Raw genomic sequence first — 23419 nt, forward strand, 5'->3', positions numbered from 1 at the left:
GTGGATGGATGCGAAATGAAAAAGCTGAATACTTGGAATCAGTACACCATTAAAAACGGAAACAAGTCCTTAGTATTAGAAACCATCATGAATCAAGCCCCCATTTCCCGAGCTGAAATTGCCAATAATACAGGCCTTAACAAAGGTACAGTCTCCTCTCAGGTCAGTGAACTGTTAAATGAGGATTTAATTTATGAAAAAGGCCCGGGAGAATCAAGCGGCGGCAGGCGTCCGGTAATGCTATTATTCAATCAGCATGCGGGATACTGCATTGGTATTGATATCGGAGTCAACTATCTTCTTGGCATCCTGACAGACTTAGAAGGAAACATTTGTGAAGAGACATCCATGAATTTTCACCAGCTTTCCTATGAGCATATCAATGAAGAACTGTGTAAAATTATTGATCATTTAACTGCTGCCGCTCCTCCAAGCCCCTATGGAATTGTAGGTATTGGAATCGGCGTTCCGGGTGCGGTTAATAAGGATGGCAAGGTGCTGCTTGCCCCGAACCTTGGCTGGCAGAATGTCGAGCTTAAACAGCCGCTTGAAGAAAAATACGAATGCCCGGTGATCATTGAGAATGAAGCTAACGCAGGTGCTTATGGAGAGAAGAAATTTGGAGCCGGCAAAGACGGAAAGGACATCATCTACGTAAGTGTCGGCGTAGGAATCGGTGTCGGACTCGTACTTAACGGTAAATTGTACAGAGGCAATAACGGATTTTCCGGAGAGATGGGCCATATGACCATTGAAGTTAATGGAGATAAATGCCGCTGTGGTAATAACGGCTGTTGGGAATTATACGCCTCCGAACAGGCCTTGATGGCCTATGGGAAGAAGCTCGGCTTTTCTGAAGATCAGGATACTTTAGCAGAAATGATTGAATTGGCAAACACCGGAGACATGGAGCCAATTCAATCCTTCCGTACAATTGGAGCTTATCTGGGAGTCGGCATTACGAATATCATCAACTCTTTCAATCCGGAAAAAGTTATTATTGGGAACCGTCTCGCTGCAGCAAAACAATGGATTGAACAGCCGCTTCTTGAAAAAACAAAAAACAACGCTCTATGGTTTCAGAAGGATGATTTAAATGTAAGCTTTTCGGAACTACACACTCATGCCACAGCGCTTGGAGTGGCAGCTTTTTCCTTTGAAAATTTCCTTAAAGTCGATATTCACCATGCTCCTGCCTATAAGCTGATGAATAAATAATTTATTACAGAGGTGATGTTACTATGTCAACTATTCAAAACCCGATCTTAACTGGATTTAACCCGGACCCGAGCATCTGCCGGGCCGGCGAGGATTATTATATCGCAGTCTCAACCTTTGAGTGGTTTCCCGGCGTTGGGATTTACCACTCCAAGGATTTAAAAAACTGGCGACTTATTTCACGTCCATTAAACCGCTTGAATCAGTTAAATATGAGGGGCAATCCCGATTCTGGTGGTATATGGGCTCCTGCTCTTTCCTATGAGGACGGGCAATTCTGGCTTATCTATACCGATGTAAAAGTAGTGGATGGACAGTGGAAGGATTGTCACAACTATCTAGTCACCTGCGATACAATAGACGGCCAATGGTCCGATCCTATCCACTTGAACAGTTCAGGCTTTGATCCTTCCCTGTTTCACGATGAAGACGGAAAAAAATACTTAGTTAACATGGTGTGGGATCACCGCATCAGAAACCATAACTTTTATGGCATAGTGCTCCAGGAATATGATCATGGCGAACAGAAGCTTATCGGCAAACCACAGATGATCTTTAAAGGAACCGATGTTAAGCTAACCGAAGCTCCTCATCTTTACAAGCTGAATGGTTATTATTACTTGCTGACAGCTGAAGGTGGTACGAAATTTGAACATCAGGCGACCATCGCCCGCTCTGAAAATCTGGAAGGTCCTTATGAAGTGCACCCTGACAATCCGCTGATCACGACGTGGCCGTATCCAAGAAATCCACTTCAAAAGGCTGGACACGCATCCTTAGTGAAAACGCATACAAACGAATGGTTCCTTGTCCACTTAACTGGCCGTCCACTCACACCGGAAAACAAACCATTGCTCCAGCCACGCGGATACTGCCCGCTTGGCCGAGAGACAGCCATTCAACGCTTGGAATGGAGTAACGACTGGCCTTATGTAGTAGGTGGAAACCAGCCCTCTCTCTCCATTAAAGGACCCTCCATTGACGAACACTCGTGGGGACAGGATTACGATGAGAAGGATGATTTTGATAGCAAGGAATTGAATCATCATTTTCAATCGCTGCGCATTCCGCTTGGGAAGGACATACTTTCTCTTGAAGAAAACCCAGGACATCTGCGCCTGTACGGTAAAGAGTCGCTTACTTCTCCGTTTACTCAAGCTTTTGTCGCCCGCCGCTGGCAGCATTTTCAGTTCACAGCGGAAACCAAAGTTGATTTCGAACCTGAATCCTTTCAGCAAGCAGCAGGACTTGTGAATTATTACAACACCAGGAACTGGACTGCCCTGCAAATCAGTTGGGATGAGGAAAAAGGAAAAGTCCTCGATGTGACTACATGTGATAACTTTACCTTTGATCAGCCTTTGAAGGAGCCAATTTCCATTCCTGATTCAGATGATTCCATTTACTTAAGATCTGAAGTGAGAGACAATTTTTACTATTATTCCTATTCCTTTGATGGTGAGAAATGGCAGGACATTCCGCTGACCTTTGAATCTTATAAACTATCAGATGATTACGTGGACGGAGGCGGTTTCTTTACGGGAGCTTTTGTAGGTATGCAGTGCCAGGATTTATCCGGCCGCAGCAAGCCTGCCGATTTTGATTATTTTATTTACAGGCCCTGTTAAATCTCAGTATCCATATTAAAGTTAAGCTCCCGTTTGTTGAAGACCTGATTTCGAGATATTTAGGTTGGGAGGACAGTCCTTCAGGGGATGATTTCCGCTTTCCGTAGCCAGCCCCTCTCTCTATCAGCAACGGACCTAAAATATATCGAAACGGAGTCTTACAGTAACCGGTCCTATTGCGTAACAACTCTTATCAACAATAAATCTTAAAAGAGCTTATTTATAAGAAACAGTAAGAAAGACAGCTTATCCACATGGATAAGCTGTCTTTCTTATGGATACCTATTTTTTACCTATTTTCATTACAAAAATTCTTAAACAGGACACCTATTATTTGCCATCCTCTTACATATACATCAATGAGACTACCTGTAAAGGAGATGAACCAATGAATTCCCAGAACGTGTCGATGAATTCAGCGATCGATCCGTATGTATACCAGACACTCATGTCCATCCAGGGGAGACCGGTCGTTGTACAGACCACTCAGGGTTCTGTGAGAGGAATGCTGAAAACGGTGATGCCGGACCACATCGTGGTTGAAGTAAGTGGAACCCCTTTTTTCATTCGAACGCAACAGATTGTCTGGGTCTTCCCTGATCAAAGATAAAAGGAGGATGCTATGTTTAAGCGCATCAATCGTATGCAGATTGCCCTGACGATTCCTGAGCATGGAGATGCTAATGCGGCCGCTGCCGTACAGGAATTGCTTGGCGGCAAATTCGGAGAAATGTCCACATTGAACAATTACATGTATCAGTCCTTCGGTTTTCGTAACAAAAAGAAATTCAAACCCTTCTATGATCTAGTGGCAAGCATTACCGCGGAAGAATTCGGTCATGTAGAACTCGTAAACAATTCCATTAATTTATTAACACGCGGGATCACGTTTACAGGAGACCCTGATATTGCACCTTTGCAGAATGGCCTCAATAAACGCAATACCTATCAGTTTATTGCAACCGCGCAGACGGCTCTTCCAGGCGATTCGATGGGCAGAGCGTGGACTGGTGACAACGTTTTTAACAGCGGAAATCTGGTTTTAGATTTACTGCATAACTTTTTCCTGGAGCTTGGAGCCCGGACACATAAGATGCGCGTATATGAAATGACAGATCATCCAACGGCCCGTGAGATGATTGGATACTTATTAGTCCGAGGCGGCACTCATGCGCTCGCTTATGCGAAAGCCCTTGAGATCGCGACTGGTGTTGATGTAAAAAAAATGCTTCCTGTTCCCGATTTGGACAACTCTAAGTTTGACTATGCCCGCCCGTTTATTGAACAGGGACTGGACAACATACTCTATACATGGAGCGATACGGATTATCAGGATATTAATCAGATCTGGAAAGGAACTAATCCGGAAAGTGGCGCTCCATTACAGGTGATTCAAGGAACACCTAAAGGCGCCCCCATTCCTGACCTGGATGATCTTCCCGAAGAATTCGCACCGGGAATTGACCGGGACGATTATGAACGCATCGCCAAGAAGCTGATGGAAAACTTATAACCTCTCCTTTATGCAAAACACTTTCTGCGGTCTGACCTCTCATGCAGGATACTATAAACATCCATTTAAAGATATAAAAAGAAGCTCTTTCGTCTGAAAGAGCTTCTTATCTGAGTTATTCTACTCCAACTGCATCATAAGCCTGCATAACAGCACTTACTTCCATTGAATTTTCCCCATAGAGGTCAACAGCTGACTGGATAGCGGCTTGTCTCATCATACTGAAGTCTGAAGTCGCCGTTAGATATTTCGTTAAAGCACGATAGTAGATTTGTTCAGTTGCCGCTCTTCCTACCCCTTCTACCTCCACATCATAATGAGTTCCGCCTTCCGAGACTAGATAAGCAGCCTTATTATTAATACTTGAATTAATATGGACGCCACCATTATCTAACTCTCCGGTGTACAATTCACTGTAATGATCCGGATAGCCCCTGTCAGGATAAAATGGATGAGGCACCTGGGATGGATCTTTCAGGGAACGTAGACCATCGCCTTCTTTTCCTGGCGTGTAGATATCTTCTCCCATCCACCAATCATCCCGATCTACCATAGCCCCTAAAATGTCAGACAGCGATTCATTTAAAGCACCAGGTTCATCCTGATATACAAGATCAGCCGAACGATCGGTAACAGCGTGGGTCAACTCATGACCAATAACATCGACGGCTCCTGATAACGGAATAAAAGTTTCACCGTCCCCATCGCCATACATCATTTGCACGCCGTTCCAAGCGGCATTATTCCAGTTTTCACCTACGTGAACGGAGGAAATCATGCGCGCTCCATTGTCATCATAGGAATCTCGATTAAAGGTGTCTTTAAAATAGTCATAAACGATCCCTGCGTTCTTATGAGCATCCACTGCAGCCGCATCACCAAAGTATTTATGACCGCTCGTGACTTCTTCTCCATGGTAACCGAGCAATTGAGAAAATAGGTTAAACCATCCGGGTTCCATATTGAGTGCATCAAATGTATGAACTCCGTCTCCCCGGGTCTCGTCAAACATGTAGTAATCTCCCTCTTGAAATGTCACTTCAAACATTTCTTTATTTCCAAGGACCCCTTTTCCAAATGCTTTTACGTGATCAATCGCATTGTAGTCGTCAACGACGTCACCCGTTTTAGCATCGATGAAGTAATGGAAGTAACCTGGTTCAGGATCTGAGGTTGAAGCCTTTACTAAATAGGTAAGTTGAAACTTTCCATCAAACTCGTAAATGAAAAGCTCACTGGAAGGCGGAGCATCATAAGCCTCTACCTCTCCGATTTCCTTTTCAATAGAAGCTTTGGCTGTTTCGATTGCTTGATCTCCTGTAATTTCAGCGTTTGTGTCTATTCCCTTTTCATCCATATTCGGTACCACCTTTCCAAAGAAGGCTTTTACTTCTTCCTCCTCATTCAAGGTAACAGTCTGATGAGCTCCGTATATAGGAACTCCTTTATATTGCTCGGTTAAACGCACGTGGGAAGTACCCGCTTTTTGATCTTTTTGAGTATCGAGGACTTTGAAATTCTCGTTACTGCTTCCTTTTAGTTTGAACTTATCTTTTTGATAGTTAAGATAAGACAAAGCAATATCTTCTACGGTATGCGTCTGCTTAGTCAGGGATGAAAACTTTGGCATCTCCCAGTTTTCAATAATATACGATGGTGTACCATACTTTTCATTCATTTTTAATTTTGAATCGTCTGCATGGATAGTGCTGGCCCCAATACCAAGACCGCTTAGAGCTAAAGTTAGCGCAAGTGTCGATGAAACTACTTTTTTCTTCATCCAATTACCCTCCTGTTAATTCAAGATTAGTAACTCACTCTGATCACTCGTAATCTTCACCATCGGTTTGGTTTGCTTGGAATTTCCAAGTAAGATTCAGGTCGTCACCTTGAAACGCGTTTTGGTCTTCACCATTATCAACAAATTCAAATTGAACCCACAGAGTATCTTCATCGCCTACATCTAAGCCTCCACGTTGCTCCCAAAGCGGATCGAATACGTCTTTCGCTACGGTATCAGGATCCATGTTCTGAAGTTCACTTAAGGTCGTTTCGAAAACAGGCTCACTTTCTTTATCCCAGTTCCACAAGAAATTCACGCGGATATGATCTCCTAAATCCTTGCTTCCATTATCACCTTCAGCGTCAATCACACTATAATCCGTTAATAGGCTGATAGATTTGATATCGAGAGTGCCTTCGTTACCTAATTTAAATTCTTTAAGTACCGTGTCTCCCGGCTTCAGGTCATTCACATCCACAATCACTTCAGGATCCACCGACACATCTAACGTCCCCATTCCAAACGTATTATTGGTCGTTTCGGTGTCGCTGAAGTATGCATAAGTTCCTCCTCCCATTAATGATAGCCCTAAGGACGCAGTCACCACTCCAGCACTTACTTTCTTAAAAAAACTCATTCCATCTCCTCCTTTTTATTAGTGAACTCTTATGTATTGAAAACATAAGAAGTGGAACACTTATTGATTCGTTGAGGCTGTTTCATGTTGTTTTTTAAAGTCATTGACGGCTTTTCTAAAAGTGATACCGCCATAGATAAATAATAGAATTCCGGGCACAAACAATAGCAGGGCTGCCCCGGATTTAGAACCCGCATAATTTACTATGTGACCCAGATAAGGGATCGTGAAGCCTGTATAGTGTCCCACCACATTTTCAGATAGTACTGGATCAAGATCAGCTCCATCATTATTGTCCCCTTGAGTTGTATAAAGAGTTTCATTATTCGCCTTTTTTACTTCCGTAACCCTGTGAGTTACAAGGTTTTCATTTTTATCAATAAAGGTAAGCACATCACCTTTTGCATACTGTTGGTCTTTTTCCGTTAATTTAATGGTTATAATCGAACCTGTTTGGAACGTCGGCTCCATGGAACCAGATAGAACCGTTTTAAATTGATAGCCTAAAATGGTCGGTTCTCCTCCACTGGCCTTTACGGCTATAACCACTACCGCTAGAGTAAGAATAACTAGAATGGTCAACGTGGATATGATTTTCTTACAAACTTGCAACATCGTTTTCATGGTGAAAACCTCCTGATTTCTTTTGATTTGACTTTCAATCTTTTGCATCTGATTCGTGTTCTTCTTTAACTTCGGCAGGATCTTTTTCTCCTTCTGCTTCTTTTTCTTTCTTTATACCTTCATGATCTTCAGGCGTGGATTTTTCAGTGGGCTTTTCTGTTTCTTCTTTTCCTGAAGGCTTATCCTGCTCTATTTCTTTGTTGCTTTCCAGTTTAGAAGACTCTAAATCGCTGGATTTTCTATCCTTCTTGGAACTAATTGAATCCGTTTCCATTTTATTTTTAGATTTACCTTCTTCCTCATCTCCAGGCTTTTCCCGAGCATTTTCTTCTGGTTCCACTTTGTCTTTTTCTGTCCTATTTTTTTCGTCTGGTTCTGCATTTTTTTCTTCTATCTCTTTTTTCTCTTCACTTTGTATAGGGTTTTGTTTTTTTTCTTTTCGTTCATCTGTGTCTTTTTCTGCTTGACTTTTATCTTCTTGTTCAGAATTCTTTTTTTCTGTTTCTTTTTTGTCTTCTTTTTGGGCAGGAGTCTGCTCTTTTTCTTTTGCTTCATCTACATCTTTTTCTGGTTGGTCTTCATTCTTTTCTTCTATGTCTTTTTCATCCTCTTTTTGCTCATTTTGTTTCTCTTGTTTTTCTTGCTGCAATTCACGTTTTTCTTTTGCTTCTGCTTTCTTCTTCTCTTCTATTCTTTTATCAGCTAGTTCTATGTCCACTTTTTGATAGCGGGACACCACTTTCTCTACTTCCTCCAGTCCCTCTCTAACAAAAGGAAGACCTTCCTTCTTATGATCGTTAAGTAAATTAAGTAATTTTTTATGTAAAGCATCAAACTCTTCCATGCTCTTTTTGAGTTCAGAACGACCCTCTGTGAGTTTCTTTACATCTTTGTCTTCTTCTAAGAGGGGAACGTAAAGAGAGTGGATATGCTCATAAATATCTTGTAATTCTGCTACTCTTTCTTCTACTTCGCTGGGAAAAAGAGAGGCTGTGGAAATCGTCATCCGCTCCTTTTCTTCAGAAACAAAAGCGGCCTCCGTACCTGTGACTAACTGCGAGAATAATGATACGACAAGGCTTAGAGTGAAAAGAGGAACAATAATGAATGTAATTACACGCAGATGCCAGGGCTTCATAAAATCATCCTTTCTACTTGCGTGTTTATCTTGTATCTATCATCTTATATTTTGAATATTCTTAACATTATCCATTCAGCGTATTTTTATATACCTTTAGAATTACTAGAAGATGTACACCAAAGGTACTAGATCCTCTATATCTTTTAATTACAAGTTGATGTTGATATATAACCAACCACTTCATCCATTAAAGGGCCGGTTACTGTAAGACTCGATTTGAGGTAAAATGGGACCGTTGCCCAAAGTCGATGAAGGCGTCTACGGAAACAGCCCGTCTTGTTCCATCACCAGGAAACTCGTGATATAAGCCGCTCATCAATGGATGGAAAAACCATCATCCTTTAGATGAGCGGCTTATACTATTCGTGTCTATCGGGGCGATTTCATATTTGAACACTTTCCTGCGGCACTGCGTCGTGCAGGGCCGGAAAGCGAAACCATCCTCCGAAGGACCTAATTCTTATAAAAGTCTCGAACCTGAGTCTTCAACAAATGGGTGCTTTTACGTAAAAAGTCATCCCTAAGGTTTCACAAATGTAGACAAACAAAAAAGATTCCGGTTATCAAAAATTCGATAATCGGAACCTCTTATATAACTAGTGATCTGACAGGCACTTTAATATTACTAGTTAATCCATGCCAACGGGAGGCAGCAGTTTGTTCTGAACAGCATAAAGAACGGCTTGAGATCGACTTTTCACTTTTAATTTACGATAAATATTGCTGATGTGTATTTTTACAGTTTTATCACTAATGTACAGAATATGGGCGATTTCCTTATTAGTATGACCTTTCGTCAGTTCATGCAATACTTCGTGTTCACGCTTGGTAAGACGAGAATCAGAACTCACAGCATGTTTCCTTCTTTTATAGTTCATGACTAAATTCTTGGTCATCGAAGGCGGGATCACACAGTCCCCCCGGTAAACATTAATAATCCCATGAATAAGCTCATCACTAGAGGTATCTTTTAATAAATAACCGGCAGCTCCTGCTTCCAGGGCTCTCTGTAAATAGTGCTCATCGTCTGCAATAGTCAGCATGAGTATTTTAACTTTGGGATAGTGCTTCTTCATATATCTGGTCAATTCAATTCCACTTTCCTCCTGTAGATGGATATCCATAATAACAACATCCGGTTGGGAAAGGCCGATTTTCTCCTTTACTTCATTTGCTGTACTGGCTTGTTCAATCACTTCTAATTCCTTAGCTAAATTCACTACAAGCGCAATTCCATCTCTTAGTACGCTATGATCATCAACAATCATGACTCGAATCATATCGCTCATCTACCTCCTGCTTTACTGAACAAAATTCACAATTGGATTTTGACAACATTCGACATAACGAACAAAAGTACAATACAGTACAGAATGGATGTGGTAATTACGAGCAGTACTTACGTACGTGTAACACGCCTCCTAACTACTGATATTATTAGGTTTTGCACCTTTTATATTATATCTATGGACCTATTAAAGTCCCCCTAATCTCTATGTACAAGACATATTTTACCATTGTAAGATAATATTTACTACTATGAACCTACATTTTTGTTCTTAATTGCGGTTAATCTCTTAGTGCTCATCCCTGCCTAAATCTAAACCTCCCTTCGTCCAATGACCTTAATGGCCATCGTCTTTTAAAAGTTGATATGCCCCTAATCAGAGTGTTTTCAGGAATAAATTTCTACAAAAATTAAAAAGACTGCCGAGATTGTCTCGACAGTCTTAAGCTTTATATAGTTAAGCATTAGAGGTTACACTGCGTGTCTGATAGTTGTTCGTCGTTAGTAGAGTCGCAACAATCAGCACGATAACAGCTACCGGTACAGCCACTACTACGCTATTAACCTCAAACGGCTTTTGTAAGATAATTTCCCATGTAAGAGTGGCTACCACTCCCGCCACCATTGAGGATACTCCCCCTACTGCATTCACACGCTTCCAGAAGAACACGGCCAGAACAGCAGGAGTTAGTCCTGCTCCATACACCGTATAAGCATACATCTGAACGCTCAGTACGGTTGGGAAGTAACTGATGAGCAGGTAAGAGAAAATCCCAAGCGCCGCGATGAAGATACGAGTCATAGACAACTGCTTTTTATCCGATGCATCCTTATTAACGTATTTTCCATAGAGATCATACGTTAAATTAGTGGCTGCAGATAATAGATATGAGTTTCCTGTTGTAATGATAAAGGACGCTGCAGCAGCAAGCAGAATTCCGCCAACGGCCATTGGCATCGCTACTGTGGTAGCCATCAATGCCATACCCGGATCAATATTCGGGAATAAAGAACGCGATGCGAAGGCAATCAACGAAATGGATGGTGAAATGACAAGCATTGCAATCAACCAGCCAAGCTGTGCTCGTTTAGCTGATTTGTCCCCTTTGGAGGATGCCAGACGCTGATACATATTCTGATCGCCTAATAATAAGAATAGGGACGGAAGTAAATACCCGATCATTTGGATGGTTGTTAACCCGCCTGTCGAGCTCATATGAGATTCGGGAACATTAGCAACGACTTCACTCCATCCGCCTGCGACGGCAATAATCGTCGGTACCGTTATGATCAGTCCACCTACCATAAGGAAACCACTGATCGCATCTGTCTGCGAAACCGAACGAAGCCCTCCGATCATAGCCAAAAAGATAATCATAGCTGCACCGATTATGGTACCAGTCTGCACACTCATTCCTGTGGTTAAATTAAGTATAAAGCCAAAGCCTTTCATTTGATAAGAAACGATACCTACATAGGCAAGAATGATAATGACACTCGCAATGTTACGGGATGTGCGCCCGTATTTTGCTTCCAAAATTCCTGAAACCGTGAACTTTCCATACGCACGAATTTTGGGAGCAACGACATAGAGAATGATAATACCGACTAACGTTGGGAGCATCATCATCAAAGATGGAAGAATGCCATAACTGAAGGCCATGGATGTTTCTCCGCCAGAGATACTTCCACTGCCTGTCCAGGTAGCAAGCAGCGTCCCCATTAATACAAATGGTCCTAGACTCTTCCCTGCCAGAACGAAATCTTCACTTCCAGCTACTTTCTTAGACATAATTATACCGATACCGACCATAATCAGGCCATATATAACAATAAACCAAAGTAAATTCGGATTTTGCTGTAATTCCATAACTACTCAATCATCTCCTGAAGTATTAGTTGCTGGTTCTTTGCTGAGTCGTCTTTCTGCATCGGCCGATGAATGAAGCGCTCTCTGAACACAACGTTATCCAATTTATCACACTTTAAAAGATTGTGAAAATAGCAAATCCATGTGGCTTTAGAGGCATTTAGAGGCAATTTTGACAGATGGAAGATTTTCACAACCTTCTATGAAAGCGATAACGCCATAGGATGAAAAAATTGCTCGATTTTTAAGAAATTTCTAATTAATAGGGCTGTTAAAAAAGAAAATTCGTTTCAAAAATGATTCGATAGTACTAAAAAAAGAAGCGGATATCTATGGTGCAGACATCCGCTTCTCTTTAAATCAGGGCTTTAATACGATTTTCAAGTAGATTTTTCAATAGCTGCTTGCCATCATTGGTACCGATCGACTCAGGGTGAAATTGGACCCCTTCAATCGGATATTCTAAATGACGAAGGCCCATGATTTCACCTTCGATCGTAGTAGCGGTTATTTCCAGACATTCAGGAAGGTCTTCTCCATCCACAATGAGGGAATGGTAACGCATGACTTCCATAGGATTGTTCAAACCTTCATAAATGCCCCGGCCTCCATGAAATATCGTAGACGCTTTTCCGTGCATAAGTCTGTCCGCACGTACGACCTGTCCACCAAATACCTGGGCGATGGACTGATGACCGAGACATACCCCAAAAATGGGGATGCGGCCTTTGAAGTAATCGATCACTTCAAGGGTTTGACCTGTTTCATCCGGGGAACATGGACCCGGTGACAGGAAAATCAAGTCCGGTTCTACTGCTTCTATCTCTGCTATATCGATTTCATCATTACGTCTGACCAGCACCTCTTCCCCGAGCTCTCCTAAATACTGAACCAGGTTGTAGGTAAATGAATCATAATGATCAATCATGTAAATCACTCTGCTCCACTCCTCTCTACCGCTTTACTTATTTAACAAGTTCAGCAATGCTGTTTGAAAAGCTCTTCAATGCCCCACTTTTCTCGCCGCTGTTAATTTTATCAAGCTCGTTTTCTATTAAACGGATTATTTTACTGCCAATAATGACACCGTCTGCATGTTCACGTACAATTTTTACATCCTCATTGGTAGAAACACCAAAGCCTACTGCAACAGGCACGGGACTGTATTCTTTCACCTTTTTAATAAAAGCCAGCGATTCTCCTGTCATCGTGTTTTCTCCACCTGTTACACCAAGCGTGGACACACAGTATAGAAAGCCTTTCGCGTTTTCTGCAATCTGCTTGATTCGCTGCTCAGAGTTTGGAGCTACCAGAGAGATAAATTCGATGTCCTTGGATTCTGCCTGTCCTCGAATCTCTTCACTTTCTTCAAAAGGAAGATCTGGAATGAGCACACCTTCGACTCCATTTTCTTCAAGTAAATCGAAAAACTGATCATGGCCGAGTCTTAAGACTGGATTGTAATACGTGAAAATTACGATCGGAATGGTAAGACCGTGCTTCCGAAGCTGTGGGACGAGTTCAATCGCCTTTCTCAGTGACATTCCTGCGTCAAGAGCTCGTCTTGCTGCCCGTTGAATCGTTGGTCCGTCTGCAAGAGGATCAGAGTAAGGAACACCGAGTTCCAGCACATCGGCGCCCTGCTGCTGAAGACGAAGCGCGAATGCAATCGTCATGGATGGACTGGGGTCACCCGCTACGAGAAAAGGGATGAACAGGTCCTCCGTTTTTTCTAACTTACCTTGAAACGATGTCTTCGTCAGCATACTAAACCTCCTCCTCAAAATGTTCCATCAGCGTCGCCATATCTTTATCCCCACGGCCGGACAGGTTAATTAACATAGTTTCATCTTTAGACATGCTGCCGGCTTCTTTGAAAGCCTGAGCTAGTGCGTGAGCAGTTTCAATAGCCGGTATAATTCCTTCACGTTCCGTTAACAGGCGAAGGGCATCCAAGGCTTCTTTATCTGTGATAGATTCATAGCGTACTCTTTTCGTTTGGAAGAGATGAGCGTGTTCTGGGCCGATGCCCGGGTAATCCAGACCAGCAGATATGGAATAAGGTTCCGTAATCTGTCCGTTATCATCCTGCATCAAATACGTAAGGGAGCCGTGGATAACGCCAGGGGCACCCTTAGTAAGTGTCGCAGCATGTTCTGGGGTGTCGATTCCGCGGCCGGCGGCTTCCACGCCGATCAGTTCTGCATCGTCTTCAAGGAACGGGTAAAACATTCCCATCGCATTACTTCCTCCGCCTACACAGGCGTAAATGCGGTTCGGAAGATCCTGCTCCACTTCAAGGAACTGCTTCTTAGACTCATCACCAATGACACGCTGAAAATCGCGGACCATGCGCGGATAAGGGTGAGGACCGACAACAGAGCCAATTAGGTAAAAGTGGTCTTCACAATTGGCGACCCAGTAGCGGATCGCTTCATTGGTTGCGTCCTTAAGCGTTCCATTCCCGCTTGAAACGGACACGACTTCCGCTCCAAGAAGCTTCATGCGGAATACATTCAATTCCTGACGGCGAATGTCTTCTTCGCCCATGAACACTTTGCATTTCAGCCCGAATTTAGCAGCTACAGTTGCTGATGCTACACCGTGCTGGCCGGCACCTGTTTCGGCAATGATTTTCTCCTTGCCCATTCGTTTAGCAAGCAAAGCCTGGCCAATCGCATTGTTCAATTTGTGCGCTCCTGTATGATTTAAATCTTCACGCTTCAGATAAATCTTGGCTCCGCCCAGATAGTCACTAATTTTATCCGCATACGTGAGAGCTGTAGGACGGCCCGCATATTCTTCAAGTACATGATGATATTCATCATGAAAAGCCTGATCCTCCATAGCCTGGTCAAGAGCATCTTCCAGTTCCTGAAGAGGTCCCATTAAGGTCTCAGGTACATATTTACCTCCAAAGTCACCGAATCTGCCTTTAACGTCTGGAAATACTTGCAACATTCCGCTCCACCTCTTTCGTAATCGCTTGTATTTTACTAAGATCTTTTTGTTCATCTTTTTCGATACCGCTTGATATGTCGATTCCCTCCGGACGGTAGGCGATTAATTCTGCCACGTTTTCCGGCGTAACTCCTCCGGCAATCAGGCAGGGAACTCCCTGCTCAAAAGCTATATCGCGATACTCGGGAATCGCTTCCCAGTCAAACCGGACACCTGTGCCGCCTGAGACTCCCTTTACCTTTGAGTCAATCAGGTAGCCGTCCGCTACCCCCTGAAATACTTCCATTTGATTTTTTCCATTTTGCTGATGATGAATGACCTTCCATACAGGAAGGCCGAAAGATTCCTTTATTTTTAGCAAATCTGAGACCTTTTCGTTTCCATGCAGCTGAATAACATCAAGTGGAACGAAATGAAGAACTTCCTCTATTTCTTCAATGCTTGGATCGATGAAGACTCCGACAAGCTTCTGCTTTGGACGTATCTGTCTCACCCAGCGGCCGGCAAGCTCCGGCCGTACGTAGCGTTTCGTTTTTCTGACAAAAATGAAACCGAGGTGTGTGGCACTGGAAGAGGCCGTTTTCGTCAAATCCGATAAGGAGCGGTTGCCGCAGAACTTAATGATAGGCTCCTTCATAACACATTGACTCCCGTCATTAGCTCATGAACACCTTTTTTAATATCCGCCTGTTTCATAAGTGATTCTCCGACAAGTACTCCTTCAGCTCCGTATCCGACTACTTCGCGTAAGTCTTCATTTGTAAAAATGCCGCTTTCTGAAACAAGAAGGGCTTCCTTAGGAGCAAGCTCCGCCATTCTTTTCGTCTGGGAAAGCTTCGTTTCAAAGGTATGAAGGTTGCGGTTATTCACGCCAAGGATTTCCGGGGTAAATTCCTTCAGCACCTTTTCCAGTGTTTCTTCACTGTGAACTTCAACTAACGCTTCCATACCGAGATCCTGAGCCTGCAGATAAAGTTCGTGAAGCTTCTCTGCTTCCAGTGCTTCGCCGATCAACAGTACGGCGTCCGCTCCAATATAGGCGCTCTCAGCAATTTGCATGGAGTCGATGATAAAGTCCTTACGTAAAACGGGAACGTCCACCACTTTTTTGATATCCGTCAAAAAGTCCCGATGGCCCTGGAAAAAATGCTGGTCTGTTAGTACTGAAATCGCCTGTACACCAGCCTGGTTATATTCATGTCCGATCCGTACAGGATTGAAATCTTCACGGATAATCCCTTTGGACGGCGAGGCTTTTTTCACCTCAGCAATCAGTCCTGCCAAGTGGGGAGAATTTTTTAAGGATTCCTTTAGTGAATAGTTTGTAAATGATTGTTCTTCCGGTAAGAAGAGGCGTTCTACCTCTTGTCGCTTCACAGCTAGAATGGTCTCAAGCATACTGGCGATCCTCCCTTTCCACGGCTACAGATTCAAAGTAACGACGGGTCACCCCTGTCTGGATAGCTTCTTGAACTTGCTTAACTCCATCGCGAAGGTTTTCGGCTTTTCCTGCTACATAAAGGCCGGCTGCTGCATTCATAGTGACGATTGTCGTTGCGCTTTCGTTCGCTTTGCCGAGCATAACCGCCTCAATCATCGCTGCGCTTTGTTCCGTTCTTTCTATTTGTATATCTTCGAGTTTCCCTCTGGTAAGACCGAGGTCTTCCGGAGTGACTGTCGTACGGCTGATAGTGCCGTCTTTCAGTTCAACCAGGTCGGTAACACCGGTTATCGTTATTTCATCTAACCCATCACGGCCTGTTGCTAACAACACATGTTTCGAACCAAGGTTGTGCAGCGCTTCAGCCATCTTCTCCGCATAGGCCGTGTCATAAATGCCGATTAGCTGACGGCGCGCATTCGCCGGGTTGGACATCGGTCCAAGCAGGTTGAAAACGGTACGGAAACCAAGTTCCTTCCGGGCAGGACCTGCGTGCTTCATCGCCTGATGATAAAGAGGAGCGAACATGAACGTCATCCCTTTTTCCTGAAGAGCCCTGGCGCCTTCTTCGGGAGTTGTATCGATTGGAATACCGAGTGTTTCGAGCACATCGGCACTGCCGCTTCGGGAAGAAACTTTACGATTGCCGTGTTTCGCTACCTTCACACCCATGCTGGCAAGAATAATAGAAACTGCGGTCGAAATATTAAACGTAGAAGCTCCATCGCCTCCTGTACCGCACGTGTCTACGACAGAATCATCCTGAACATCAAGCTTCGTCATGTTCTCCCGCATCGCCTGGACAAATCCGGTCATCTCCTCAACCGTTTCTCCGCGGTAGCTCATCACACTCAGCATGCTCATCAGCTGTCCTGTAGTCGCTTCTCCCTTCATGATGGCGTCCATAGTAGCAAAAGCTTCTTTCTCAGATAAAGTCTCTCCGGATACTACTCGTTTCAAGATGTCGTTCATTTGTACTCCACTCCTTCTCTGCTCGTCTCGAATACTTGCTCAGCTATTTGAATCGTTCTCTTAAGGGCGCTTGCTTTACTTAACGTTTCCTGAAATTCCGCCTCTGGATCTGAATCGGCAACGATCCCGGCTCCTGCCTGAATATAAAGATCTTTTCCAACCAGCGTCATTGTCCGGATCGTAATGCAGGAATCGATATTGCCATCGAATCCGAAATACAAGATTCCGCCGCCGTATAAGTTACGGGGGGTGGGCTCTAGTTCCCTAAGAATCTGCATCGCCCGCACTTTAGGGGCGCCGGATAACGTTCCGGCAGGGAAGGCTGAACTTACGGCATCAATAGGTGAAATGTCTGATCTCAGCTGCCCTACGACTTTACTGATAATATGCATAACTTTCGAAAATCGTCCGATGGTCATATATTCGGTAACATCCACGGAACCAAATTCTGCTACCCGTCCGATATCATTACGGGCAAGATCGACCAGCATGCGATGTTCCGCCAGTTCTTTTTCATCTGCTAAAAGTTCTTCAGCGAGAGCGTCATCTTCTTCCTGAGTAGCTCCCCGCTTTCTCGTTCCTGCGATCGGGTGAATTTCAAGTTTCCCTTCCTGCACTTCCAGTAAACGCTCTGGAGAGCTTCCAATTACTTCTACATCGTTAAACTTCAGAAAGAACATGTAAGGAGAAGGATTGACGTTTCTTAATACGCGGTACAATTCAAAACCGCTCCGCTCTGTGACGGTGTGAAAGCGCTGGGATAATACAGCTTGAAATATATCGCCAGCACGGATGTATTCTTTAATCTTCTCTACATCGCTCTTAAACTTAGCGGGATGGTAATTGCTATTGAGTTCCACACCTGCATCTTCTTCCAAGTCACCGGCAAGCATTAAATCCGGCAGTCCCTGGTGATTCATTAGTCGCTGCTGCACTTTTTTAATCCGCTGTCTAGATTGTTCATATATAGTAGAAGAGAGCGATTCGTTATCGACTCTTGCATACGTTAAAATGGTTACTTCCTTCGTTTTGTGATGATAGGCAATTAGTGTCTGGCAGAATAATAAATGGTAATTAGATAAGTTCAATTCATCCTGAATGGCACGAGGAACTGGCTCGTAATCGGAAATCGCATCATAACTGATGTATCCAACTCCCCCTCCTTTAAAAGGAAGTGGGACATCGGCCGGTTTTACATTCAAAGTGTTTACCACATGATTAAACGCTTCTTTAAAAGTAGCAGCCGATTCTTCGGTCTTTTTTTGAAAATCAGAGATCACAAAAGCAGCCTCGTCTTCTTTTATTTCCATCATCGGGTCTAAGCCAATGAAGGAATAATTCGACCAGGGTGATTCAGGGTCCTGACTTTCAAGCATATAAACAGCTTCATCATCAAGCGCATGAAACATGTGGATAGGGGTTAACGTATCGGTAAAAAAAGATTGGCTTACGGGAATGGTCTGATGCTCGCGGGCATCCTGGATAAATCTTTCGTACGTGGTCATAGGCTCACCTCTCCATATAAATTTATGGAGAATGAGACGTTAAGAGGATAAATATAAGAGGATGATAAATATAATTCTATAACGGCCAGGCAATCTTCCAGCTCCTTCGTCTGTTGATCCCTGTGCTCACTCAGCTATGCTCATCCTAGAAACCTCAACTCTACGGCTCTCATTCTCATCTCAACTATTCTATATTCTGATCACTTTTAAATAGTCTATAAAATTCAGACAATAATGTCAACCACCGGCGTTTGGCTTGGTATTCATCTATCGGGAAGTGGAGATTCTTCAATCCATTTCGGGACCCCGGTTTATGGTATAACCCCCGAGGAGGGCTTTAGCATGGGGACACCTTCCTTTATATTCCACCCTTAGAGTTAGCTTTGTAAAACTTTCATATAGATCTTAAGGTTAAGCTCCCTTTTCTGTAAGACTCAGTTTCGAGATAAACAAGTCCAGTACGTTTGATTGAGGAAAGGGCTGGTGGGGAAATGACTCGCTTTCCTATGGGGGAACGGTGAGCTTCCTCGCTCGTTTCACTCGCTGCGGGATCTCACCTGATTCCTTCTCCCATGGGAGTCTCCCCATTTCCCCACCAGCCCCACTTTAATGGTGTGAACGGATCCTTCCAGAAGAGAAAAATCCTCCTGCTTAATCTGGGTTAAATACTTTTATGACAGGCTATTACGAATCTTTATACCGTGAGAACAGGTAGAAAACCACATGGTCTAATGCCTCATTACGCTGACAATATTTGAAGTGGTTTCGAGCTTATGATTTGGCTAGGTCCGGAGGGGGACGATGCAGACTCCTGTGTGATGAACATGATCGGTAAGATCCCGGAAGGCGAAGCCTGAGGAAGCTTACCACATATAAGAAGTTCGACTAAGACCGCCACGTCCTGTGGCAACGTCGAACGACCCTGCGTCGTGCAGGGTCGGAAAGCAACTCGTTCCCCGCAGGAACTAACCCACTTAACAAAATATCTCGAAACTGAGTCTTCAAGAAACCGGCCCTTTAGTTTAATAAGGTTTTTTTGAAAAATAAACAATACACTTTAACAGAGCCTATGGTTAAAGGAGATGGCACTTTTGCAAAGGATAAAGTGGCGAGATTCCGGAGGTGAAAAACTGGTAAGATTTGCCGTCATCCGCAGGAAGGTAGTTATTTACCAACCTTCCATATTTTCACATGAAATACACAAAACCCAACTTACAGAATCACAGCTTAGCTGTAAAATTGATAGTAAGCAAAGATACTAGAAATGAATCGGCTGAAATAATTTTTACATAAACTTTGAACGAATTTTGCTGGCTGTTCGTCTTATAAGTAAGTCGGAAATGAGGAATGATGATGGACTCTAATGACATTCAACTTGCTAAGCACGGAGACCAACAACTTCTAGCTAAACGGCTCAAAGAAAATTACTCCTTCCTGGTTAAATACGTGTGGAAGATGAGTGGCGACGAGCAATTAGCTTACGACGTAACACAAGAGACGCTCGTAAAAGCGATCCAGAAAATTAGTCAATATAAAGGAAAGTCCTCCTTCTCATCATGGCTGATCCAAATTGCCACTCATACGTACCTGGACATCAAACGAAAACAAAAGCGAGCCCTCACTTATGAACAATCCGAAGCAGCACGCCTGAAACGGGAAGAAATGACCGGCTCCATGCCTGCCGAATGGTATGACGTGCAACAGGCCCTGCTGCAACTGGACGACCAATACCGCATCCCTATTGTATTAAAACATTACTACGGCTATGACTATGAGGAGATTGCTCAAATGACAAAGGCTAAAACAGGAACGGTGAAATCCAGAGTCCATTATGGGCTTAAACAGTTAAGAAAGGAGCTCGGCGACCATGAAGGATGACAAGAACATAGACAGCCTGCTGCGAAGAACCGCCCATCAAATGGATAAAGAGATCGAAGTAGAGGAACCTTCCCTTGCTTACTTTACTGATTTAGTTCAAAAGGAAACCGAAGCCTGGTATAAGAGGCTGTGGATTGAACTCGCTCTTCTCTGGCTGACGGCTGCCGTCTGCTTCAGCGTCTTAGCTGTTAGTGTGGTGTATGCCCCCCTTGTATTTATAGGGATTCAATTGCTTTCCGTTATCGTCTTATTCGGTTACTTCTTTAAGGAAAGCTCCAGAACGGTGGCTTGGCGATCATGAAGCATTATGGACCTGAAGAAATCCCATTATGGGGCATTATATTAATCGGGATTATATTAATTACGCAAAGCTCTATTCTTTATATTAAAGCAAGAAAAAGAGGCAAAGCCCCCTGGTTATGGGGCATTATAGGACTTATTCAATTTCCGATTCCAAGCCTGGTGTACTTGATCCTCACTAAAACCGTCTGGAATGAAAAGAAGAAAGGTCAAGGACAGGATCATTTATGAATATTCTGCTGATCACCCTCGCTATAATCGTTCAGTTACTGGGATATGGGCTCCTCTTTTTTCATCTGGGGACAGGAATTGCCCTTGTATTAAGTTCCTATTTATTATTAATCATCATCATATACAGATTAATTCTTGAAAGAAAAAAAGAAAAAAGAGAGGAAGATCAACGTGATTATCGTGACTACTGACTTCATTCCAGGTTATGAGATTAAGGAATTAAAAGGATTTGTCAGAGGCAGCACGGTTCAGTCTAAACATATTGGCCGTGATATCATGGCAGGATTAAAAAACCTGGTCGGAGGAGAGATTACGGACTATACAAATATGATGGATCAGGCCCGCCAGCAGGCCATCGGGCGGATGATTGAGCACGGAGAGTCTAAAGGTGCAGACGCTGTTATAGCGGTACGATTAGAGACTTCCAGCATATCAAGTTCCGCTTCTGAGATCATGGCCTATGGAACAGCGGTCACTCTAAATCCGTCTCCTCGCAACTAACATGAAAGGAGGGTTATTGTTATGTTCATGATGCAGAATGCTATCCAGCTTTTACAGGACAATCTAGCTATTATTGCTCCACTTATCGTTATACAAATCATTCTTATGGTTGCTGCTTTAATCAGTTTAATTCGCACAGAAGAAACGAACGGCCCGAAATGGGTGTGGGCGTTGGTAATTGTCATTTTCAACACACTCGGTCCTATCGCTTACTTTATTTTCGGCAGGAGGTTGGACGCGTGATTACGGTACAGAATTTATCCAAAGTCTATCAGAATAACCGGGCGGTTGATGATATTTCTTTTACATTATCATCCGGAAAGTGTATTGCTCTTCTTGGACCAAACGGTGCTGGAAAAACTACGGCTCTTAGAATGATGGCTGGATTAATCTCCCCTACAAGCGGCACAGTTGAACTTTTAGGGGAGCATTCCGGTGATATCCGCAGCCATATCGGCTACCTTCCTCAACATCCTCATTTCCACTCGTGGATGACAGGGAGAGAATTTCTTATCTACGCTGGTAAGCTGGCGTACCTATCTAAAAAAGAAGCCGCTTCCCGTGCGGACCAGCTGCTTACCAGAGTTGGAATCTTTGAAGTAAGGAATAGAAGGATTTCCAAGTATTCCGGGGGAATGGAGCAGCGCCTTGGTATAGCGCAGGCACTGATTCATAAGCCTGAGTTATTAATGCTTGATGAACCCGTTTCCGCATTAGATCCGATTGGACGGCGTGATGTACTTAATTTAATGGAAGAATTGAAAAAGGAAACAACCATCCTTTATTCCACCCACATCTTAAACGATGCTGAAGAATCAAGTGATGAAATTCTTCTTATGCATGAAGGGAAAATTGTAGAGTCAGGTTCGCTTTCTTCATTAAAAGACAGGCATCAAGTTGACAAAATTACTCTTCAATTTGAAGACAGTCCCGAATCTTACAGGCAGAAACTGGACCACTTGAACGTGGTGACCCGTACGGAAATCAAAAAAGAAACGGTCGACGTGTACGTTACGGACCAGGCGCTGGCTCGAGAAACTATACTGAACCTGGCACTAAAAGAACACTGGCCGCTTCTTCAGTTCGAAATGGGAAGAATAACACTTGAAGATCTGTTTATGAAGGTGGTGCAAAGTTATGCAGTGGCTGACCGTATTCAATAAAGAACTATTGGAGTCATGGAGAAACTTTAAATGGATCTGGGTTCCTCTTGTTTTCATTTTGCTTGCCATTACGGATCCACTCACAACTTATTACCTGCCTCAAATTCTGGAGGCAACGGGCGGTCTTCCAGAGGGTGCAACTTTCGAGATGCCGGAACCTCCTCCTACCGAGGTTTTCATGATGAGCGTGTCTCAGCTGAATCTTATTGGAGTCCTTATTATCGCTTTAATTTCGATGGGAACCATTTCGGGCGAACGTAAAAGCGGCGTTGCCGAACTGATCCTGGTAAAACCCATTGCTTATCATTCGTACGTTACGGCTAAGTGGGCCGCCTACACCTTACTCATCTGGGTATCCACTTTTATCGCTCTGTTGGCCAGCTGGTATTATGTGAATTTACTCTTCGGTGAAGTATCAGCAGGGAGCTTCTTACGCACGGTTTTCTTTTACGGTTTATGGATGACATTCATTCTTACCATCAGCATTTTCATGAATACATTTAGTAAAACAGCGGGTCTTGTCTTATTCTTTACGATAGCGCTCGTGATCGCGTTGAATCTTCTTAGCAGTGTTTTCGCTCATGTGGTGGAATGGAGTCCGGCTCTAATCAGTTCACACCTTAGAAACGCCTTAATCTCTGGAGAATTACCAAGCGCCCTGTGGGGAAGCGCCGGAACTGCCGTCCTATTTTCCATCATTCTGCTTGCAGCTGCAGCCTATACCCTGAAACACAAAGAGATCTCCTAATCATGAGAAAGAATAAA

At 43.5% G+C, this 23419-nt stretch carries 25 protein-coding genes; 12 read left to right on the forward strand and 13 right to left on the reverse strand.

What is annotated here, in order from left to right:
- The first annotated feature begins 15 nt into the window (after positions 1-15).
- The 4 genes from LCM11_RS05240 to LCM11_RS05255 all read left to right on the forward strand — a co-directional run bounded on the left by LCM11_RS05240 (position 16) and on the right by LCM11_RS05255 (position 4359).
- Positions 16-1218 carry an ROK family transcriptional regulator gene (locus LCM11_RS05240; protein ID WP_224893197.1) on the forward strand — a complete coding sequence of 401 codons (1203 nt, stop codon included), beginning with the start codon at positions 16-18 and terminating at the stop codon, positions 1216-1218.
- Positions 1219-1241: 23 nt separating this feature from the next.
- Positions 1242-2846, forward strand: coding sequence for a glycoside hydrolase family 43 protein (locus tag LCM11_RS05245; RefSeq protein WP_224893198.1), 1605 nt, complete (start codon positions 1242-1244; stop codon positions 2844-2846).
- Positions 2847-3234: 388 nt separating this feature from the next.
- A complete protein-coding gene (locus tag LCM11_RS05250) occupies positions 3235-3456 on the forward strand; it encodes a YuzF family protein (RefSeq protein WP_051005589.1) in 222 nt (73 codons plus the stop codon).
- Between the two features lie 12 nt (positions 3457-3468).
- Complete coding sequence (locus LCM11_RS05255; protein ID WP_089752043.1) at positions 3469-4359, forward strand: manganese catalase family protein; 891 nt, start codon at positions 3469-3471, stop codon at positions 4357-4359.
- A 115-nt stretch (positions 4360-4474) separates the two neighbouring features.
- On the opposite strand, the gene LCM11_RS05260 is transcribed toward LCM11_RS05255, so the two are convergent.
- The 13 genes from LCM11_RS05260 to trpE form a co-directional block, all read right to left on the reverse strand.
- Entirely contained in the window at positions 4475-6139 is a 1665-nt protein-coding gene (locus LCM11_RS05260) for a M4 family metallopeptidase (protein WP_224893199.1), read from the reverse strand.
- A 43-nt stretch (positions 6140-6182) separates the two neighbouring features.
- Positions 6183-6779 (reverse strand): CalY family protein, encoded by a 597-nt coding sequence (locus LCM11_RS05265; protein ID WP_224893200.1) that lies wholly within the window; start codon positions 6777-6779, stop codon positions 6183-6185.
- 60 nt (positions 6780-6839) lie between these two features.
- Positions 6840-7403: a signal peptidase I SipW gene (gene sipW, locus LCM11_RS05270; protein WP_224893201.1), complete on the reverse strand. Its 564-nt coding sequence runs from the start codon at positions 7401-7403 to the stop codon at positions 6840-6842.
- A 34-nt stretch (positions 7404-7437) separates the two neighbouring features.
- On the reverse strand, positions 7438-8541 hold the full coding sequence (locus tag LCM11_RS05275) for a DUF4047 domain-containing protein (protein ID WP_224893202.1): 1104 nt from the start codon (positions 8539-8541) through the stop codon (positions 7438-7440).
- Between the two features lie 632 nt (positions 8542-9173).
- Positions 9174-9833 carry a response regulator gene (locus tag LCM11_RS05280; RefSeq protein WP_224893203.1) on the reverse strand — a complete coding sequence of 220 codons (660 nt, stop codon included), beginning with the start codon at positions 9831-9833 and terminating at the stop codon, positions 9174-9176.
- A gap of 456 nt (positions 9834-10289) precedes the next feature.
- Positions 10290-11702: a sodium:solute symporter family protein gene (locus LCM11_RS05285; protein ID WP_224893204.1), complete on the reverse strand. Its 1413-nt coding sequence runs from the start codon at positions 11700-11702 to the stop codon at positions 10290-10292.
- A 355-nt stretch (positions 11703-12057) separates the two neighbouring features.
- Positions 12058-12639 carry an anthranilate synthase component II gene (locus tag LCM11_RS05290; protein WP_224893205.1) on the reverse strand — a complete coding sequence of 194 codons (582 nt, stop codon included), beginning with the start codon at positions 12637-12639 and terminating at the stop codon, positions 12058-12060.
- A gap of 28 nt (positions 12640-12667) precedes the next feature.
- On the reverse strand, positions 12668-13468 hold the full coding sequence (gene trpA / locus LCM11_RS05295; protein ID WP_224893206.1) for a tryptophan synthase subunit alpha: 801 nt from the start codon (positions 13466-13468) through the stop codon (positions 12668-12670).
- Between the two features lies 1 nt (position 13469).
- Positions 13470-14660, reverse strand: a complete 1191-nt coding sequence (trpB, locus tag LCM11_RS05300) for a tryptophan synthase subunit beta (protein WP_224893485.1) — start codon at positions 14658-14660, stop codon at positions 13470-13472.
- The gene (locus LCM11_RS05305) at positions 14638-15300 is read right to left on the reverse strand and encodes a phosphoribosylanthranilate isomerase (protein ID WP_224893207.1); all 663 of its coding nucleotides are present in this window, start codon (positions 15298-15300) and stop codon (positions 14638-14640) included. The genes trpB and LCM11_RS05305 overlap by 23 nt, the downstream gene beginning before the upstream one ends.
- Positions 15297-16061: an indole-3-glycerol phosphate synthase TrpC gene (gene trpC / locus LCM11_RS05310; RefSeq protein ID WP_224893208.1), complete on the reverse strand. Its 765-nt coding sequence runs from the start codon at positions 16059-16061 to the stop codon at positions 15297-15299. The genes LCM11_RS05305 and trpC overlap by 4 nt, the downstream gene beginning before the upstream one ends.
- The gene (gene trpD, locus LCM11_RS05315; protein WP_224893209.1) at positions 16054-17076 is read right to left on the reverse strand and encodes an anthranilate phosphoribosyltransferase; all 1023 of its coding nucleotides are present in this window, start codon (positions 17074-17076) and stop codon (positions 16054-16056) included. The genes trpC and trpD overlap by 8 nt, the downstream gene beginning before the upstream one ends.
- Positions 17073-18581 carry an anthranilate synthase component I gene (gene trpE / locus LCM11_RS05320; protein ID WP_224893210.1) on the reverse strand — a complete coding sequence of 503 codons (1509 nt, stop codon included), beginning with the start codon at positions 18579-18581 and terminating at the stop codon, positions 17073-17075. The genes trpD and trpE overlap by 4 nt, the downstream gene beginning before the upstream one ends.
- 1353 nt (positions 18582-19934) lie before the next feature.
- Here trpE and sigY point away from each other — a divergent pair.
- From sigY to LCM11_RS05360, 8 genes are read left to right on the forward strand one after another with little or no spacing between them, the layout of a single operon-like run.
- Positions 19935-20459: an RNA polymerase sigma factor SigY gene (gene sigY / locus LCM11_RS05325; protein ID WP_224893211.1), complete on the forward strand. Its 525-nt coding sequence runs from the start codon at positions 19935-19937 to the stop codon at positions 20457-20459.
- A complete protein-coding gene (locus LCM11_RS05330) occupies positions 20449-20760 on the forward strand; it encodes a YxlC family protein (RefSeq protein WP_224893212.1) in 312 nt (103 codons plus the stop codon). Before sigY ends, LCM11_RS05330 begins: the two co-directional genes overlap by 11 nt.
- Positions 20757-20990 (forward strand): sigma-Y antisigma factor component, encoded by a 234-nt coding sequence (locus LCM11_RS05335; RefSeq protein ID WP_224893213.1) that lies wholly within the window; start codon positions 20757-20759, stop codon positions 20988-20990. The genes LCM11_RS05330 and LCM11_RS05335 overlap by 4 nt, the downstream gene beginning before the upstream one ends.
- Entirely contained in the window at positions 20987-21181 is a 195-nt protein-coding gene (locus LCM11_RS05340; RefSeq protein ID WP_224893214.1) for a hypothetical protein, read from the forward strand. Before LCM11_RS05335 ends, LCM11_RS05340 begins: the two co-directional genes overlap by 4 nt.
- Positions 21162-21491: a YbjQ family protein gene (locus LCM11_RS05345; protein ID WP_224893215.1), complete on the forward strand. Its 330-nt coding sequence runs from the start codon at positions 21162-21164 to the stop codon at positions 21489-21491. Before LCM11_RS05340 ends, LCM11_RS05345 begins: the two co-directional genes overlap by 20 nt.
- A gap of 21 nt (positions 21492-21512) precedes the next feature.
- A complete protein-coding gene (locus LCM11_RS05350) occupies positions 21513-21734 on the forward strand; it encodes a PLD nuclease N-terminal domain-containing protein (protein ID WP_412098133.1) in 222 nt (73 codons plus the stop codon).
- Positions 21731-22654, forward strand: coding sequence for an ATP-binding cassette domain-containing protein (locus tag LCM11_RS05355; RefSeq protein ID WP_224893216.1), 924 nt, complete (start codon positions 21731-21733; stop codon positions 22652-22654). Before LCM11_RS05350 ends, LCM11_RS05355 begins: the two co-directional genes overlap by 4 nt.
- Entirely contained in the window at positions 22629-23402 is a 774-nt protein-coding gene (locus LCM11_RS05360) for an ABC transporter permease (RefSeq protein ID WP_224893217.1), read from the forward strand. Before LCM11_RS05355 ends, LCM11_RS05360 begins: the two co-directional genes overlap by 26 nt.
- Positions 23403-23419 lie beyond the last annotated feature (17 nt).

It is taken from the genome of Halobacillus halophilus (genome assembly GCF_020171985.1).
Classification (GTDB): Bacteria; Bacillota; Bacilli; order Bacillales; family Halobacillaceae; genus Halobacillus; species Halobacillus halophilus_A.